The following is an 18,496-nucleotide window of genomic DNA, read 5'->3' as shown; positions in this document are numbered from 1 at the left end:
GAAGCGTATGAAAATCATTCAGTTATAAACGCGGCCGCGCATGACGCTTTTGTGACGCTGGCGGGAAGCGCGCCTTGTCATTACAATCAGCGTTTTTTAAGCAGCAGGCCGGAGAGCAGTGTGGAAAAATTTGACGTTATCATTATCGGCGCGGGGGCGGCCGGCCTGTTTTGCGCCGCCCAGGCAGGGCAGCGAGGCAAGCGCGTGCTGGTGCTGGATAACGGCAAAAAAGCGGGGCGCAAAATCCTGATGTCGGGCGGCGGCCGCTGTAATTTCACTAACCTTTATACCGAGCCTGCGGCCTATCTGTCGCATAATCCCCATTTTTGTAAATCTGCGCTGGCGCGCTATACGCAGTGGGATTTTATCGACCTGGTTAATCGGCATGGCATCCAGTGGCATGAAAAAACGCTGGGCCAGCTTTTTTGCGACGACTCCGCTCAGCAAATCGTGGATCTGTTATTGAAAGAGTGTGAAACCGGTCAGGTGACGCTACGGCTACGCAGCGAAGTGCTGAAGGTAACGCGCGATAACGGTTATACGCTGGAGCTGAACGGCAGTATCGTACAGGCCGACAAGCTGGTTATCGCTTCAGGCGGGCTTTCCATGCCTGGCCTGGGCGCGTCGCCTTTCGGCTATAAAATTGCCGAACAGTTTGGCCTGAAGATATTCCCCACGCGGGCGGGACTGGTTCCGTTTACGCTGCACAAACCGCTGCTTGAGCAGCTGCAAACGCTCTCCGGCGTTGCCGTGCCTGCCGTAATGACGGCGGAAGACGGCACCGCGTTCAAAGAGGCGCTGCTGTTTACCCATCGCGGGCTTTCCGGGCCGGCGGTGCTACAGCTTTCCAGCTACTGGCAGCCTGGCGAATTCGTTACCATCAACCTCTCGCCCGAAAGCGATCTCAACGCTTTACTCAGTGAAGAGCGCGAAATTCATCCGAATCAAAGCCTGAAAAATACATTGGCTAAAGTGTTGCCCCGCCGGCTGGTGGAATGCCTACAGCTGCTGGGCGCGGTGCCGGAATGTACTTTAAAACAGCTGAACGGCCGACAGCAGGCCGAGCTGGCGGAAACGCTGCACGGCTGGCGCGTACAGCCCAACGGTACGGAAGGATACCGCACCGCCGAAGTGACGCTGGGCGGCGTCGATACCGACGCGCTTTCGTCAAAAACAATGGAGGCGCGGGACGTGCCGGGCCTCTATTTTATCGGGGAAGTCGTGGATGTTACCGGCTGGCTTGGCGGCTACAATTTCCAGTGGGCCTGGAGTTCCGCCTGGGCGTGCGCGCAAGCGTTGTGAATGACCTCCCGGCCATTCTCTGTTACTCAGGTCGGGTGGCTGACTGTTGCCATAAGCAGCGTGGCCTGATTGATGGACATCGTTGGGCAGAGGGATAGCGGCGTGCGGCTGGCAGTCTCTTTATCCGACTGAATATGACGCCCGCCGTCTGGAAAAAGCATGGTAAAGTTTAAAACGGCGGGGCTGGCTATTCCCCTTTTTACTTCCCTGTTGCCTTCTTTTAAATAACGATAATCTGTTATCAGGTAATGTAATTGTTTCGGGAAAGGTCTACCTTAAATAGGGCTGGCCTGCGGTAACATAAATAAAATAACGTTACCGCTCACGCGTCCGTATTAATTTTGTCATTAAGACGCTTGCTGGAATTTTTACTCTATAATAAGGTTATCTTCTTAGATTGATTTTCATTGTTTCCTGTTACGGTATTGAGTAACACTTCTGATTATATAAAGAATTTTTAAAAAAATCCTTCTTGCTGTCAATATGATCAACTAATATAACCCTATGGATGACCGGATCTGCTGGCATTATGGCGCAGGAAGCATTGCTATATTTCCATTTTTACCGTCAGTCTTTTTATATAAGCCCTCTCTGCAGACCGCACCCTTCCTCACCTGAAGATACGGTAGATGTATTTATAGTTATTATGGATATTAACGAAAGGAAGCATTATGGCTATGATATTAAGGCCTTTTATCCCCGGTATTGTACTGTCTTTACCGCTTTACGCTGCGGCGGCTTCGCCGTGGGTCGTCACCGATGGCTCCACGCTACAGGCCACTTCCGATTACTCCTCTGTTGAAAAGGGCGATGTTCCCCTGCTGGTGTCGGGTGCGGGTAGTCAGCTTACTACGGACAGCGGCCTGACTTTTACTACTTCGCACAACGCGACGTCAGGGGCGTGGGTAACCGAACAGGGCAGCCTGAATCTGAATGGCGTGACGTTATCAACCAGCGAAGGAAACTCTCCGGCGGTCTATGCTCATTCAGGCACGCTGACTATCACCGACAGCACGATCGCTACACTGGGCAGCCAAAGCCGCGGGATCCAGGCTAAAAACAGTGATGTTACCATTATTAATTCTACGCTTACGACTAACACCATTGACGGCGCTATCGAAGTATCGGGCGGGGTTCTGAAAGCTGAAGGACTGACTATCAATAGTCCTGTTATCGGTATTAAAGTTTTTGCACATGAAGGTGTATATGGCAACGTCACATTAAATAATACCCATTTCACGCTGACCGGTGACCAGGCCATTCAGGCTATTTTTGCGCTCAGAGGCCATGTTACCGGCACCAATATAACTATCGATACCGCTTCTGAATACCATCCGGCTATTGAGATCGGTAACAGTACAAACAGCACTTTGATCTTAAACGACAGCGCTATCAATGCGGCCTATGTCGGCATCCGTACATTGGGCGGTCATGCAACGTTAAATAACGTTGATATCACGACGACAGTGAATGATAACTATCAAGCGCATAACGCGCTTGAAATAAGCGGGCAGGGCGATAGCGCTACCATTAACGGTGGCACGTTTCAAACCTCTAAGGTCAACTCCCACGGTATTTATATGCCGCTAAGCAGCACTATACTGGAGGCCACCGGCGTGAATATCCTCACTCACGGCGGCAGTTCCCATGGGATTTTGGCGGGCGGCAAAGTTAATCTGACTGACGCGACGCTACTTACTTCAGGTAGTGGGAGCTACGGTCTTTTTGCCACGGTAAACTATTCTTCCGCGGGGAACGTCACGGGCGACGGGATAACGGTTAATACCTCTGGCGAAGAGAGCTACGGCGTGAGGGCTGCCGGGGGAGCCATAATAGACCTTAACAACAGCAACATAACGACGAGTAACGCCCAGGCGTATGGCGCAGTTGCCTCTGCCGCTGGCGTATTGACGCTGACTAATAGCGCTGTTACCACGGCTGGCGAGCTTTCATCTGGCATCTTTCTTACCGGCTCCGGCAAATTAACGTTGCACGATACGCAGATAAACACTTCTGGCGACAGCGCTTATGGCATCCGGGCCATGACCAACAGCACCGCAACGCTGGTCGATCCAGCCATTACCACCAGTGGTAAAGGCGCATATGGTATTGCCGCCACCAGCAGCAGCGTGGTTAATCTTACAGGCGGCGAGATTGTCGCCACCGGCGAAAACAGCGGGGGCATCTATGCCGGAAGTGCGGCATCCGTTACCGCTGCTAACGTCGCCGTTACCGCCTCCGGGGACAACGCGTTTGGTTTAATCACTACCCTCGGCAATATTGAGATGACTGACAGCACCATCACCAATACGGGAACGGCCACGGAATCAAAAGGGCCGCAGGCGGCCGGACTGTACGCGAATACCTACTCCGATACCCTGAGCAGCGCAGTCACGCTGAATAACACAGCGCTGCGTAGCGAAGCGGGAAGCGGCGTGCTGGCTAAAGGTTCCGCGCTGGATCTGACGCTCAGCAACGGCAGCCTTGTCTATGGCGGCAACGGCACGGCACTCAGCGCTGGCGCAGACGTTAATGATGAAGGCGAGGTTTTTCTTTCGACGGTTAACGTGACGGCGAACGGCGCCTCGCAGCTGCTGGGTGATGTTATCGTCAGCGACGACAGCCCGGTTAACCTGACGCTGAACGACGGCTCGACGCTCAGCGGGGCGACGCAAAACGTCAATCAGCTGATCCTCAACAGCGCCAGCAGCTGGCTGGTGACGGCCGATTCTAATCTGAACACGCTGACGATGGACAGCGGCTCGGTGATCTTCAATAAGGCTTCAGGCTTCAGCACGCTCGCCGTAAAAGGCGACCTGTCCGGTTCGGGTTCGTTTGCGTTTAATACCCGGCTGGGCGGCGACGAATCACTCAGCGACAGGCTGCTGGTAAACGGCAATGCTGCGGGCAATTATGATGTTAGCGTCAGCAACCGAGGCGGCACGGGCGAGCTGACCCACAGCGGTATTCTGCTGGTGAGCGTGCAAGGCGATGCCACCGCCGCGACTTTTAATCAGAAAAACACTGTAGTCGCCGGGAATTATGAGTATTTCCTGAACAAAATCGGCGACAGGGACTGGTATCTGCAATCGTCGCTGACGCCCGTCACCCCACCTGATGACGCTGCCGATAGCGACGAGGTGCCTGTGCCCATCACGCCGGATAATGACGCGCCCGCTACGCCGGAGAACGATATTCCCGCCACGCCGGGAGCTAACGACGCGGCCAGTGAAGGAGTGACGCCAGAGCCGGGGGTTAAAGCATACAGGCCAGAAACCGCCGGTTACCTTATCGCGCCGTATCTGAATTCGACCTACGGATTTGACACTATCGGTACCTGGCACGAACGCCTCGGCGCTTACCAGGGCGGCACGGCTTGGGCGCGAGTCTCGGGCCGTCATGACAGGTATGCAGCCGGACGCTTTGCTTTCAACGTAAATACCACTTTCGTCCAGCTGGGCGGCGATGTCGTCACGCGTCAGTTTGCCGACGGCTGGCATCTGACGGCTGGCCCGATGATGACGCTTGGCCATCAGCGCAGTAACAACAAAGACACCGCGCGTAGCCTGAGGTCGGAACTCTCCGTTGACGTGGGTAAAGTGACCACTCATGCTTACGGCATCGGCGGCTATCTGACGGCATGGAACGACAGCGGCGCTTACCTGGATAACGTTGTGCAGCTCACGCGCTACAGCAACGAGTTCTCCAGCCTGACCCGCGCCAAAATGGACAGCTACGGCGTCGTCGCCTCGGTGGAAACCGGCATCCCGCTGTCTTTAGGCGGCCGGTTCAGGCTGGAACCCCAGCTACAGGCGATGGGCCAGTACATGAACATCAGCCAGACCTATTCCAGCGGCGTTAAGCTGAAAGATCAGAACCTGATGGCCGCCCGGCTGCGTGAAGGTCTGCGGTTCTATTACGATAGTCCCGTGCTGAAGCCTTATTTACAGGCAGACGTGGTGCAGTTTCTGGGCCATACGCCGGGCGTTGATATGAATAACGAAACGATGCGGCCGGACGTACGGCGTGGCTACTGGCAGGCGGGTGCCGGCGTCAGCAGCCAGCTGAATCCGCACTTCAGCGTGTATGCTCAGGTAAAATATGCCCACAGCTTTGGGCCGGGTACGGAAGGCTATACCGGCAACATGGGGATACGTTACCGGTTCTGACCGCTTCAGCGGTTGCTGAAAGGGCCTGCGGGCCCTTTTTTGTTGCGGAAAACGGCGTTTTGAAATTGCTAACAGGAATGAAAATTATTATCATCCGCGCCAATTATAACTCTACCTGCGCGCCTGTTGATGAAAACACCTTTTGCTCTCTCTTTTGCCGTCGTTCATTTTACCGGTAAAATGCCTCTTCTGTTACCCACCTTGCTGTTCAGCACGGCCGCGCTGGCAGCCGGCAGCGTAAAAGAGCCGACGCTGACCGTGACCGCCGATGGCACCGGCGAACCGGGCAGCTACAGCCAGGATACTGCGAGCGCGGCCAGCAAAATGCCGCTGCCGCGCAATGAAACACCGCAGTCCGTCAGCGTGGTTACGCCGCAGGTGATAAAAGATTACCAGGTGAAAAGCGTGAACGACGCCATGAAGTTCGTCAGCGGCATCAGCCAGGGCAACACGCTGGGCGCTATTGAAGACGGCTTCGTCAAGCGCGGCTTCGGCAGCAACTCCGACGGATCGATTTTTATCGACGGCGTGCGCAGCAATCAGGGGCTGTCGATGGACAGTACTATCGATCATGTGGAAGTGCTGAAAGGCTCGGCCTCGCTGCTGTACGGCATTCAGAATCCCGGCGGTATTATTAATCTGGTCAGCAAAAAACCGCAGTATGAATGGCACACGCATCTTGCCGGCGAAACCACCAGCATCGGCGGCGGCGCGGGCAGCGTGGACATCACCGGGCCGCTGGGCGACGGCTTTGCCTTTCGCCTGATTGCCGAGCGCCAGCGCGAGGATTACTGGCGTAATTTTGGCGCTAATGAACATACCCTGCTGTCGCCATCGCTGAGCTGGTATGGCGAAAAAGCCGCTTTCAACATCAGCTATACCGAATATAAGTTTGATATTCCTGTCGATCGCGGCACCGCGTTTATCAATAAAAAACCGGTAAATATTCCCTATAACCAGCGTCTGGACGACAGTGCCAACCACGCCTGGGGGAAAAACAAGCGCCTGAATATCAGCTACGCCTACAGCCTGGATGAAACCTGGGAAACCCATCTCAACTACGCCTGGATGCAGCGTCGCTACGACAGTAACGAAGTGCGTGCCACGGCGGTTAACGCCGCCACGGGCATTGTCTCTCGCCGTGCGGACGCGAACCGCGGCTTCAATCACCAGACGACTTATCTTGCCTGGGACATAGGCGGCAGCCCGCAGATTTGGGGCATGCAGCACGATATTATGCTGGGCATTGACTACGAGCAGAATGAAACCTATAAGGCCTGGTCCTATCGCGGCAAGGTGTCAAAAACCTTCAACATGTACGATCCGATCTATGGCGAAGAGCCGCCGATCAACGCCAGCACGGTTGCCGACGCGCAGAGCAATCTGCGCACCAACCTTTACAGCCGTTCGCTGTTTGCCAAAGACAGTATCCATCTGACCGATAAATGGATAGCGGTAGCGGGCGCCCGCTATCAGCGCTATACCCAAACCGCCAGCAGCGGCTGGGCCGATCCGCAGAGCACGCTCAACGATCGCGGCGATGCTTTTCTGCCGCAGGCAGGGCTGGTGTATAAGGCGCGGCCCGATCTTTCACTCTACGGCAGCTACAGCAAATCTTTTACCCCTTCAACACAAACCGATGACGACGGCAACGTCGCCTCGACGGAAAAAGGCACGACTTATGAAGTGGGCGCAAAGTGGCAAATGCTGCCCGCCATGTCCGCCACGCTGGCGCTGTATCGCATTGACGAGAAGGATATGTCGGTATTGATCAACGGCAGTACGCGCAACATTCCTGAGGCGCGCTCTACCGGCGCGGAAGTGGAGATCAACGGCGAGCTGGCGCCGGACTGGAACCTGATAGCCACCTATAGCCACGATAAAACGGAAATCATTGAGGATGACGTTAATCCGGCTAACGAGGGCAATCGGCTGGTCAACGCGCCAGCCAACAGCGGCAGCCTCTACCTGACGCACGCCCTGCGTTTCTCCTGGCTGGAGGGTGAGGTTCGAGTCGGCGGTGGCGGGCGCTACGTCGGTTCCCGCGCGGGCGATCCGGAAAACAGCTTCACGATGCCGGACTATACGGTGGCGGACGCTTTCGCCGCCTGGGACAGCAAGCTGGTGGGCAAACATACTCAGCTGAAGATCAACGTCAACAACCTGTTTGATAAAGCATATTACGGATCCAGCGGCGGCAACCTGCGCGTTAGCGAAGGCGCGCCGCGTGAAATCGTGGTTTCCGCGTCCGTTGATTTTTGATCGTCATGGAAAAACTCATGAAAAAATGGCCGATCCTGCTGCTGCTGTTAGCCTGCAGCGCGCCACAGGCGAAAATGCTTACCGATATTTTGCAGCGCAAGGTCACGGTGCCGGACAATCCGCAGCGCATCATACTGGGCGAAGGACGGCTGCTCTATACGCTGGCGCTGGTGGAACAGGGCAACCCACTGCGGCGCGTGGCGGGCTGGCCTGGCGATCTGCCGCATTACGATCGGCAGACCTGGGTACGTTACAACGCCGCTTTCCCCGCCATGAAAAAAATTCCGTTGATTGGCGGTGCTAATCCGGGTCAGCTTAGCGTGGAAAAAATCATCGCGCTGCGGCCCGATCTGGTGATCCTGCCGCTTTACGCCAAAAAGCCTGCGGCGCAGGACAGCACGCTGATGCAGCTGGCCGCGGCGGACATCCCGGTTATCTACGTCGATACGCGAGTAGATCCGCTGAAAAATACCGTACCGAGCCTGAAAATTCTGGGTGAAGCGCTGAATGAGCAGCAGAAAGCGCAGCGCTTTATCGCGTTCTATCAACGGCATATGGCGCTGATTAATGACCGGCTGCGTCAGGCGGATCCAGCCAGGCCGCGCGTGATGCTGCAACTGCATATAGGGCGACGGGAAGAGTGCTGTACCACGGTGGGACACGGTAATCTGGCCGATCTGCTGGCGTATGCGGGCGGCGACAATATTGCGGCCGGTCAGTTTAGCAGCGTATTTGGTCAGCTAAGCGCGGAAGCGGTGCTGGCTGCCCAGCCCGATTTCTTTCTGGCAACCGGCATGGGCGATGCGCAGCAGCCGCATCGGCTACAGCTTGGCCCGCAGGTAGCACCGGCCACGGCAAAGCAGAGTTTTTCGCAGGCGCTGGCGAGCGAGCGGGTTATCGCTCAGCTGGCGGCCATTCGCCAGGGCCGAACCTTAGCGGTGTGGCACAATTTTTATCTGAGCCCGTGGCATCTGCTGGCTGTCGAGATTATTGCTAAAACGCTGCATCCGCAGCTGTTCCACGATCTGGAACCGGCCGACACGCTGCGTGAAATGAACGAGGAATTTTTGCCACTACCGGAAACCGGCACCTACTGGACAAACGGCGGAAAAAGCTGAAGGTGAAAGAAAAAGCCCGCGGCTGCGGGCTTTCAGGCTGACTTGCTAACGCAAATCTGTAGGCTTATTCGTTAATGCGGGGGTGCTGGTTAATCAGATGCTTACGCTTCTCTTCCAGCTCGGCGATCTGCTCGGTAATATCTTCGATCTTGCTCTCGATATTGTCGTGATGCTCCTGCAACAGCTCTCTTGCCTCGTCAATATCAGAGGCGGCAGGCGTTGCGCCACGCAGCGGCATATTGGCCGTTTCTTTCATCATGATACCGGTAATCAGACCCACAACCGCTACCACCATCAGATAGTAGGCTGGCATATAGAGGTTGGCGGTGTACTCCACCAGCCACGCCGCCAGCGTTGGCGTCAGGCCCGCTATCAGAATAGAAATATTGAAGGCGCTGGCCAGCGCGCTGTAGCGAATATGGGTAGGAAACATCGCCGGCAGCGACGAAGCCATTACGCCCGTAAAGCAGTTCAGGATCACCGCCAGCAGCAGCAGACCGGCGAAAATCAGGCCCATCACGTTACTGTTAATCAGCATAAAGCACGGGACCGCCAGCAGCAGCAGCGCAATACTGCCGATAATCACAAACGGGCGACGGCCGAACTTATCGCTCATCAGGCCCATTACCGGCTGCACGAACAGCATACCAATCATAATCGCGATAATAATCATTACGCCGTGATCTTCGGAGTAGTGAAGGTTATGCGACAGATAGCTGGGCATGTAGGTCAGCAGCATGTAGTAGGTCACGTTGGTGGACAGCACCAGACCGATACAGGCCAGCAGGCTTTTCCAGTGTTTGGTGGCGATATCCTTAAACGACACTTTCGGGCCGTCGGCCAGACCTTCGCGATCGCCCTGTTCCAGCTTTTCAACGTGCTGCTGGAAAGCAGGCGTTTCTTCCAGCGCGTTACGCAGATAAATGCCGATCAGGCCCAGCGGCAGCGCCACGAAGAACGGAATACGCCAGCCCCAGTCAAGGAAATTCGCTTCGCCGACCACGGTAGAAATCAGCACCACCAGGCCTGCGCCGGTGACGAAGCCGACAATAGAACCGAAGTCCAGCCAGCTACCCATAAAACCGCGCTTGCGGTCAGGCGAGTATTCGGCCACAAAGATAGAGGCGCCGGTATATTCGCCGCCTACCGAGAAGCCCTGTGCCATTTTACACAGCAGCAGCAGGATGGGCGCCCAGATGCCGATAGAGGCATGAGAAGGTATCAGGCCGATACAGAAAGTACTGACCGACATAATGACAATGGTAATGGAAAGGATTTTCTGACGACCATACTTATCGCCCAGCGCGCCAAAGAACAGGCCGCCAAGCGGGCGGATCAGGAAAGGAACGGAGAAGGTCGCCAGCGCGGCAATCATCTGCACCCCAGGGTCGGCGCCCGGGAAGAATACCTGGCCCAGCGCATAGGCAACAAAGCCGTATACCCCAAAGTCAAACCACTCCATAGCGTTACCGAGCGACGCTGCGGTAATGGCTTTGCGTAACCTGGCATCATCAATGATCGTTACGTCTTTTAAGCCAATCGGCTTAACACGCTTCCTACGTAGCTTCATATAAAGCACCCTGTAATTGACTGTTTCCCGGAAAAATCTTCCGCTCTGCTTGCGCCGCAGCAGGAAAGCAGAGCGAATAGCGTACGGGCTTTCGCCCTGTCGACGGAGATAAATAACAACTTTGTTCATTCGTTAACAGATATCCGTCTGCTTTCAGTATATCGTTTCTGCGCTGTGTAACATAATTTCTACCCGGAATTAGATTTTGTAACCAATGGTTAACGGACATAACCACGCCCTCGGCGCGGCCAAAAAAGCCAGAAAAATTCACGGCGAAGGTCAGCCAGGCCAAGAGAAATAAGCAGGAGTGGCACATATTTTTACATTGAAATTAAGCCAGTCTACCTGCCAATATTAGTATTGCGCCTGCTGCCTCGATCGGTAATACTGCCGGTCGCAGTCTGGCGGGGTGGTAATGAATAATAGAAAACACGTTCATTTTGAAAACTATTGGCTGAAAAGCACAGAAGCTAATTTAAAATTTTTCCGGCCTCAGAAAATTTTTCTCCTTAATAAATTTAGGGTTTATTCGCAAAAGCAGATAAAGCCTGGGAGTGGAGAAATTACCGACAAAGCAGGGCCTGCAGAACGGGCTATATTAATGCCTGAATGCTCAGGCCTGATGCGAATGAAAATCATTCAGTTAGTTGATAATATTGGATTTATATTAAATTTTCGCTTCCTGAATTATCAAAAAAAAAGCTATTGGGATATATATCAGGAGCACCAGAGGGTTTCGTCACAAATTATCACAATGCTGGCCAGAATTAATGAACGGACGAAAGCCCGGCATGAAGAGGCAGGGATAGTCCATAGCGAACAGAAAATGCTTCCCGAGGACGACGCCGTCAGGATTGCATTGCGGGCAGCGCTAAAACTACGTAAATGAAATTGAAAATCGTTACGATTTTTTGTCGTCGGCTTTAATGCAGCCTGTACCCGACTATTTAAACCAGCCGGCGTTGACCCTCCTGCTGTATCCAGGACATAAATAGCCGGCTGTCCATGGGGCGGGCGTAATAATATCCCTGAATAAAAACTACTCCGCGCGCCTGCAGATAATGAAGCTGAGTGGCATTTTCTACGCCCTCCACCACAATCTTTAGCCCCAGCTTGTGGCTTAGCGTGATGATAGCGTCCAGCACCGGTGCTTCGCCCGTGGTCGATTCAATGGCGTTGATGAAGCCACGGTCGATTTTCAGGTAATCCAGCGGGAAGGTTTGCAGATAAGAGAGCGAGCAGTGGCCGGTGCCAAAGTCATCAATGGCGATATGGATACCTTCATTACGCAGCAGCTGGAGCTTTTGCACGACGTCTTCTCCGTCGGAAAGCAGGCTGCGCTCGGTCAGTTCCAGCGTGATATCCGGTCGATGTATCGCCATGCCACGAGCAAAATAGCGGATATCCTCGACAAAATCGTCGTGCTGGACGTGTGCGGCGGCTACGTTAATCGCCAGCCGGAAATCCGGCGGCAGGCTCCACTGTTTGGCATCCTCCAGCACCAGCTCCATCAGATGACGGGTCAAAGGTATGATCATCTCTTCCGCTTCCGCCGCGTTGATAAACATATCTGGCCTTACCCAGTGACCGTCAGGCCGCTGCCAGCGCATCAGCACTTCAGCGCCGCTGGCTTTACCTGTAACCATATGATAAACGGGCTGATAGTTAACGGAAAATTCGCGATGCAGTATGGCTTGCCGCAGCTGGTCGCGGGAAGAAAGCTTACGCTTCAGCCAGTTGTTGGTCACGGTCATCAACAGCAGCGACAGGATCAGCGCCATCGGCACGAAGGTAAACAGACCCTGACGCCAGGTAAAGGCAATATCGCTGGCGGGTGAAGTCACCTCGACGTCGATAGGATAGCGGCTGGAACCTTCGCTGAGCGTCACGGGCTGAAGCAGCCCCGACGGCTGATTGACGATTGCGCCGCTGCGCAAGGCAAAGCCGCCGCCGAACCGCAGCCGGATACTGTTATGCTGGCTTTTCCCGACCGCGCTCATCACATCCAGTAAATACTGGCCGTCAATTATCACAAAAGCGCCGGAATGCGCGGGCGTATCGTGCATAAAAATCACGGCAGGTCTGTCTTTCACCGCCCAGGTTTTGCTTAACGAAAGCATCCACTTCGCTTTTCGATCCGTCGGCGGCTGACGCTGAATAACGGTAGCGATATCGTTATGCATCCCGCCGAATGCGGAAGAACAGGTTATCCGACCCTCGCGCATAACGCCTATTGAGCGAAAATAGGGGGACAGCGCCGCATACTTCCTCAGCTCGTCATTGATCTCTCCGCAGGGTCTTTTTGAAAACGCCTGAAGTTCGCCAATGGTATCCCAGGCCCGGTCGCCAATTGCTTCGGCATGCGCCAGCAGCATACCCGCGGTCGCCGCCTGCTGGCGCTTAACGATCTGCCTGGCGTCGATAAAGGTAAAGATCAGGCAAAGGAGCAGCGGCACTGTGCCAGCGATCGCCAGCAGCACGCCTCTTTTTTCACTGCTTCTTTTCGGCCGATCCATTCATTGTCCTCTGTTAGCGGCATCCCTGCGCCACCTGAAAGGGTAAAGGTAGCATGGCGCTGAAAAAAAATTCAGGCGCGCCGTCGCTTAGCTAATTTTATGCAATTTATTCTCAGATTGATCGTTTCCGCCATACGTTTCTTGTGTGTCAGGATGCCCTGGCCCGGCTTCGGCCTTCCATCACGCTGTATTCAGGAGGATTTTATGAGTGGCGCACTGCATTCCGCCGAATCGCTTCGCGCGCGTATTACCGACGCGGAGTGGCAGGCTCGTATCAAACTGGCCCAGTGTTACCAGCTGGCCGCGCGGCTGCGCTGGACCGATCATATCTACACCCACTTTTCGCTGCGGGTGCCGGGCGACAGGCCGCATTTCCTGATCAACGCTTACGGACAAACCTTCGACGAAATCGCGCCGGAAACGCTGGTGAAAGTCGATCTGGACGGCGAAATCATTGACGATCCTGTCGGCTCAGGCATCAACCCGGCTGGCTACGTTATCCACAGCGCTATTCATCGCGCCCGCCCGCATACGCACGCCGTACTGCATACCCATACGGCGGCGGGCATTGGCGTGGCGGCGCAGAAAAACGGCCTGCTGATGATTTCACAGCACAGTATGCGTTTTTACCGCAGGCTGGCCTATCACGATTACGAAGGCATCGCGCTGGATTTGGATGAACAGCAGCGTATCGTCGCCGATCTGGGCGATCTGAACGCGCTGATCCTGCGTAATCATGGCCTGCTGACCTGCGGTGAAAATCTGGAAGAGGCCTTTTACAACCTTTACTACCTGGAAAGAGCGTGCGTGGCGCAGCTGGCGGCCCAGTCTGGCGGCGCCGGGCTGAGCATTGTGCCCGACAGCGTGGCCGAAAAAGCCGCGCGGGTTTTTGATAACGGCATAAAAAATAAAAAGTATCTGCTGCACTGGGATGCCTATATTCGTCAGCTGACGCGTAACGCGCTTTAAGGAAAAAAGATGAAAGTGGGAACAAGCGCGCTGGCGCTGCTGCTGGGCATAAGCCTGATAGCCAGCGTGGCAAAAGCGGAAAAAGTGACGCTGGTATTGGGTGACCAGGCGCGGAATCTAAGATCGCTGGTGGAGGCTTCCGGCGTGATGAAAGACGCGCCTTATGACTACCGCTGGGCCAACTTTCAGGGCGCCGCGCCGCTGTTTGAAGCCCAGCGTGCTGGCGCAGTAGATACCGCTTATGCGGGCGATCTGCCGGTGCTGATGGCGGCTTCGGGCGGCGTCGATCTGAAAATTATCGCCACCAACGTGGGCGACAGCGCGAGCAATGGACTGATCGTACCCGCTGATTCACCGCTGCACAGCGTCAGGGATCTGGCCGGAAAAACGGTGGTGGTTTCCTCCGCGCGCGGCAGTATTTCGCAGCACTTGCTCTATGAAGCGCTGGAAGAGGCCGGAGTGCCACAAACGGTGGTTTCGGTACGCTTTGTCCTGCCGACCGACGCCAGCGCGGCCTTTAATTCCGGCCAAATCGCCGCCTGGGCCACCTTCGATCCCTATCTGGGTATCGCTGAACAGCATGGTGCGCGGCTACTACGCGACGGCAAAGGGCTGACCACAGCGCTCTCGTTTGTCACCGCTACCGGCAGCTCGCTAAAAGATGCGCAAAAGCGGTTGGCTATCGCCGATTTTGCGCGTCGGCTGGCGCAGGCTCGCGCCTGGGGAATAGCACATCCGGTTGCGTATAATAAAGTTTATTCGTCGCTGACTCGGCTGCCGCCGGAAGTGTCGAAAGGCATTACCGGCCGTATTTCTCATGGCATACGGCCGGTTACGGCAGAAGATATCGCTAAAGTTCAGCAGGTTGCCGATCTCTTCTCCTCGCTGGCGATCTTGCCCAACAAGATTAAGGTGCAGGCAATAACCGATACCAGCGTCTTTGACGCACGCTGACGACTATTTTTGCAGTTTGGATTTTGCCGTCCTCGGCGGCCTGCCGTTGCCCAGCAGGATCGCCAGTTTGCTGCCGCCCGGCGTGGTTTCCATCAGGATTTTACACACGCTGGTGAGCGGTACGGAGAGCAGCATCCCTACCGGCCCCAGCAGCCAGCCCCAGAAAATCAGCGACAGGAATACCACCAGGCTGGAAAGCCCCAGCCCTTTTCCCATCACGCGCGGCTCCAGCATATTGCCAAACACCATATGGATGGCGCTGAAAAGCGCCGCGACCAGCGCCGCTTCATACACGCCGTTTAGCAGCAGCGCCTGCAGCATGGGCGGAATACCGGCAATAATAGGGCCGATATTGGGAATATAGTTTAAAACGAACGCCACCACGCCCCACATTAGCGCGAACTGCACATCCAGCAGCATCAGCACCAGCCACACGGAGAACCCGGTAATCAGGCTAATCAGCGTTTTCAACGCCAGGTAATGGGTAACGCCTTTTAGCGCTTTATGCAGCCCGGCGATGCGAATTTTAGGATTGATCAGCGCGAAACGCAGCTTGTAGGGCAGGTGATGCACCTCAAACAGCATAAATACCACCGTCATAATCAGCAGCACCAGGTTGGTCAGCGCGCCGGAAAACTGGCTGAGGATCAGCGTCGCCATGCCCATAATGGCGTTGGGATCGAGCCGGGCCGCCAGGCTGTTCGTAGAAAGATTAATATGAAAAGGCGCGACAACATGCTGAAGCTGCGCCAGCCTTTGCGTCATTTGCTGCTGAAGCTGCGGATAAACGGTAGAGAACTCATCCGCCGAACCGGCAATCATCGCCACCAGCAGCCCGAAGGCAACCAGCACCGCCGCGATCACCAGGCTGATAGCCATACCGCGCCGGACGCCGCGCCGCATCAGAGCAGTAACCAGCGGGTTTAAAATAATGGCCAGAAACAGGGCCAGTAAAAAGGGAACCAGGATAGCCGAAGCTGCCTTAATGCCAGCTAAAACCACGACCAGCGTCGCCATTTTTAGCAGCATATTCTGCCCCATCTTCTCCTGCTGTGGTGCGTTCATTCCTTCTCCTTCAGGCTTTTTGTGATTAAGTGTAGCGACTGTTTTCCGGCTGGCTTCTGATTTCAGGAAAGGTCTCAGCACCGGGATATTTTGTACGACGCAGAGCAGGATACGTCAGCAATAGCTGGTCTGGCTGCAGGCCGTGCTAAAAATAGCGTCCCGCATAATTTATGCACTGGCCGCCTGCGAGCCGGGAAATCAGGTTATAGTTATTATTTATGTCGTTTCGGACAGGATATTCTTCGCTATGCCTGAACAACCCGCTCCGGAGGCTCCGGGCGCTTTACGTCTGAACCTGCGCATCATTTCCGTTGTGATTTTCAATTTCGCCGCTTATCTGACCATTGGCCTGCCGCTGGCGGTGCTGCCTGGCTATGTCCATGATGTGATGGGCTACAGCGCATTTTGGGCTGGATTAGTGGTGAGCCTGCAATATTTCGCCACGCTGATCAGTCGTCCGCACGCGGGGCGCTTTGCCGATCTGCTGGGGCCGAAAAAAGTCGTGGTGGCTGGGCTTTGTGGCTGTCTGATCAGCGGGCTGTGCTATGCGCTTGCCGCGTTAACCGCAACGCTTCCGATGGTTAGCCTGCTTTTGCTTTGCTTTGGCCGGATCGTTCTTGGCATTGGGCAAAGTTTTGCCGGAACCGGCTCTACGCTTTGGGGCGTCGGCGTAGTGGGATCGCTGCATATAGGACGCGTAATTTCCTGGAACGGCATTTTCACCTATGGCGCGATGGCGATTGGCGCGCCGCTGGGCGTGGGTATTTATCGCTGGGGCGGCCTGCTGCTGCTGGCAGGCGTGGTAACGGCTATCGCACTGCTGGCGGTGCTGATGGCGCTGCCGCGGCCTGCCGTCAAAAGCAGCAAGGGCAGACCGCTGCCTTTTCGCGCCGTGCTGGGTAAGGTCTGGCGCTTCGGTATCCTTTTGGCGATGGGATCTGCCGGCTTTGGCGTAATCGCTACCTTTATTACGCTCTTCTACCAGGACAAAGGCTGGGACGGCGCGGCCTGGGCGCTGACGCTGTTCAGCGGCGCTTTTGTCGGCACGCGACTGCTATTTCCCAACGCCATTAACCGGCACGGTGGGCTGATGGTGGCGGCGGTTTGCTTTGCGGTAGAAGCCGCCGGTTTATTTCTGGTCTGGAGTGCGGCGGATCCGTGGATGGCGAAGCTGGGCGCGCTGCTGACCGGTGCCGGTTTCTCACTGGTTTTTCCGGCGATTGGCGTGGTGGCGGTGAAGGCCGTGCCCGCGCAGAATCAGGGCAGCGCGTTGGCGACCTATACGGCCTTTATGGATCTTGCGCTGGGCATCACCGGGCCGCTGGCCGGGCTGGTAATGAGCTATGCCGGCGTCCCGGTTATTTATCTGGTTAGCGCGCTGCTGGTTTGTCTGGCTATGCTGTTGACGTTGAAGGCCCGCCATGCGACAGCGGAAGGTGCCTGAGCTGCGTTTGCATTGCGCAGGGCGAGCGAGTTGCGCGGGAAGGCCGTTGCTAACGCTCATTGCACGGGAAAACTACTGATATCGCACATGGCACAGGAAAACTACTGATGAGGTATAGTTATGCGAACGGGCTGTTGATACGGTAAACGCGCTGAAAAAAAGGCGGCCATCAGACCGCAAGATACGACACAGATAAAAGAGAGGGAATAAGGGGGCAGAGCGCAGCCAAAGCGCCGGGCCGCGCGCTAAAAAATTTTATGCCTGCAACAGCTGAATGCTTTGACGGATTTCCCGCTCAATATCCGCAGCGCTCCAGTTTTCCATAACAGAAGAAAAAGGTTCCAGCGCGTACATGCCCCGATACCCCATACGTTCCAGCCGCTGTACCTGAGCCACGCTTCCCAGCATGTCACCTTCACTCAGCATAATGCGTTCTTCATCGGTCAGTTCCGCCGTTGGCCTTGTATCCTCGACGCCGGAAAGGTGGACCAGGCCAATATTGTCGATATCGATCCCGCTTTCAAATTCCGCTTCCGCCTTTTCGTACAGATGATGGTGGAAGGTATCCACTAACAGGCGGAAAGGCACGTTGGCATTGCGGATGAGTGCCTGGGCATGGACGGCGGAACGCAATGAACTGATCGGAAAGCCGAGAGGTTCAACCAGGCCTGCAATGCCATATTGCTCAAACAGCGGCGCCAGTTTTTTCAGCGCGCTGATAGTTTCTTCCGCAGAAACCGGCGTCCCGTCATTTAACGGACAGAGCACCAGCGCTTTTGCGCCCACGCCTCTGGCGTCTTTCAGCAGCGCTTCCGTTTTTGCCAGCAGGGCTTCATCCGCCTGGTTGAAAGGATAGACCGCGTTGATGGTAACGATTTCCAGTCCGTATCGCTGCGCCAGCTCGCGTACCTCTTCGTGGCTCAGATTGTCCGTCACCTTGCCGCTGGACATATCGTTGCGCAGCTCAACCTTATTCAGACCGAGCCCGTGAACCAGTTGGAAAAATTGCTCAATGCCAAGACCGGGAGCAATTTTACGGTTAATACAGATACGGGTTGGATCAATCGCCATCTTGCTGCTCCTGCAATGTAAAAGAGATAAATATCGAGGCTGTTGGCAAGAACTTT

General features: G+C 55.3%; 12 protein-coding genes. 8 read left to right on the top strand and 4 right to left on the bottom strand.

The features are described from left to right. Positions 1-120: 120 nt before the first annotated feature. The 4 genes from EGK14_RS15420 (at position 121) to EGK14_RS15405 (ending at position 8,851) form a co-directional block, all read left to right on the top strand. Entirely contained in the window at positions 121-1,302 is a 1,182-nt protein-coding gene (locus EGK14_RS15420) for an NAD(P)/FAD-dependent oxidoreductase (protein WP_125289979.1), read from the top strand. Positions 1,303-1,973: 671 nt separating this feature from the next. Further along, entirely contained in the window at positions 1,974-5,471 is a 3,498-nt protein-coding gene (locus EGK14_RS15415) for an autotransporter outer membrane beta-barrel domain-containing protein (protein ID WP_125289978.1), read from the top strand. A 129-nt stretch (positions 5,472-5,600) separates the two neighbouring features. Beyond that, a complete protein-coding gene (locus tag EGK14_RS15410) occupies positions 5,601-7,733 on the top strand; it encodes a TonB-dependent siderophore receptor (protein WP_125289977.1) in 2,133 nt (710 codons plus the stop codon). A gap of 17 nt (positions 7,734-7,750) precedes the next feature. Further along, positions 7,751-8,851 carry an ABC transporter substrate-binding protein gene (locus tag EGK14_RS15405; RefSeq protein WP_125289976.1) on the top strand — a complete coding sequence of 367 codons (1,101 nt, stop codon included), beginning with the start codon at positions 7,751-7,753 and terminating at the stop codon, positions 8,849-8,851. A gap of 64 nt (positions 8,852-8,915) precedes the next feature. On the opposite strand, the gene proP is transcribed toward EGK14_RS15405, so the two are convergent. Then, positions 8,916-10,421 (bottom strand): glycine betaine/L-proline transporter ProP, encoded by a 1,506-nt coding sequence (gene proP / locus EGK14_RS15400; protein ID WP_125289975.1) that lies wholly within the window; start codon positions 10,419-10,421, stop codon positions 8,916-8,918. Between the two features lie 415 nt (positions 10,422-10,836). On the opposite strand from proP, the gene EGK14_RS15395 reads away from it, so the two are divergent. Further along, complete coding sequence (locus tag EGK14_RS15395; protein WP_125289974.1) at positions 10,837-11,310, top strand: hypothetical protein; 474 nt, start codon at positions 10,837-10,839, stop codon at positions 11,308-11,310. A 58-nt stretch (positions 11,311-11,368) separates the two neighbouring features. Here EGK14_RS15395 and EGK14_RS15390 read toward each other — a convergent pair whose 3' ends face one another. After that, positions 11,369-12,937 carry an EAL domain-containing protein gene (locus EGK14_RS15390; RefSeq protein WP_125289973.1) on the bottom strand — a complete coding sequence of 523 codons (1,569 nt, stop codon included), beginning with the start codon at positions 12,935-12,937 and terminating at the stop codon, positions 11,369-11,371. Between the two features lie 204 nt (positions 12,938-13,141). On the opposite strand from EGK14_RS15390, the gene EGK14_RS15385 reads away from it, so the two are divergent. Next, positions 13,142-13,906: a class II aldolase/adducin family protein gene (locus tag EGK14_RS15385; protein ID WP_125289972.1), complete on the top strand. Its 765-nt coding sequence runs from the start codon at positions 13,142-13,144 to the stop codon at positions 13,904-13,906. A 9-nt stretch (positions 13,907-13,915) separates the two neighbouring features. After that, on the top strand, positions 13,916-14,860 hold the full coding sequence (locus EGK14_RS15380; protein ID WP_125289971.1) for an ABC transporter substrate-binding protein: 945 nt from the start codon (positions 13,916-13,918) through the stop codon (positions 14,858-14,860). A 3-nt stretch (positions 14,861-14,863) separates the two neighbouring features. Here the strand turns inward: EGK14_RS15380 and EGK14_RS15375 are convergent, their stop codons facing one another. Beyond that, positions 14,864-15,925: an AI-2E family transporter gene (locus EGK14_RS15375; RefSeq protein WP_125289970.1), complete on the bottom strand. Its 1,062-nt coding sequence runs from the start codon at positions 15,923-15,925 to the stop codon at positions 14,864-14,866. Between the two features lie 247 nt (positions 15,926-16,172). Between EGK14_RS15375 and EGK14_RS15370 the strand changes: the two genes are divergently transcribed. After that, a complete protein-coding gene (locus tag EGK14_RS15370; RefSeq protein ID WP_125289969.1) occupies positions 16,173-17,369 on the top strand; it encodes an MFS transporter in 1,197 nt (398 codons plus the stop codon). A gap of 255 nt (positions 17,370-17,624) precedes the next feature. Here EGK14_RS15370 and EGK14_RS15365 read toward each other — a convergent pair whose 3' ends face one another. Next, positions 17,625-18,440 (bottom strand): TIM barrel protein, encoded by an 816-nt coding sequence (locus EGK14_RS15365; protein ID WP_125289968.1) that lies wholly within the window; start codon positions 18,438-18,440, stop codon positions 17,625-17,627. Positions 18,441-18,496 lie beyond the last annotated feature (56 nt).

The sequence above is a fragment of the Erwinia sp. 198 genome (genome assembly GCF_003937915.1).
Classification (GTDB): Bacteria; Pseudomonadota; Gammaproteobacteria; order Enterobacterales; family Enterobacteriaceae; genus Erwinia; species Erwinia aeris.
This window is presented reverse-complemented; position numbering and strand designations above follow the sequence as displayed.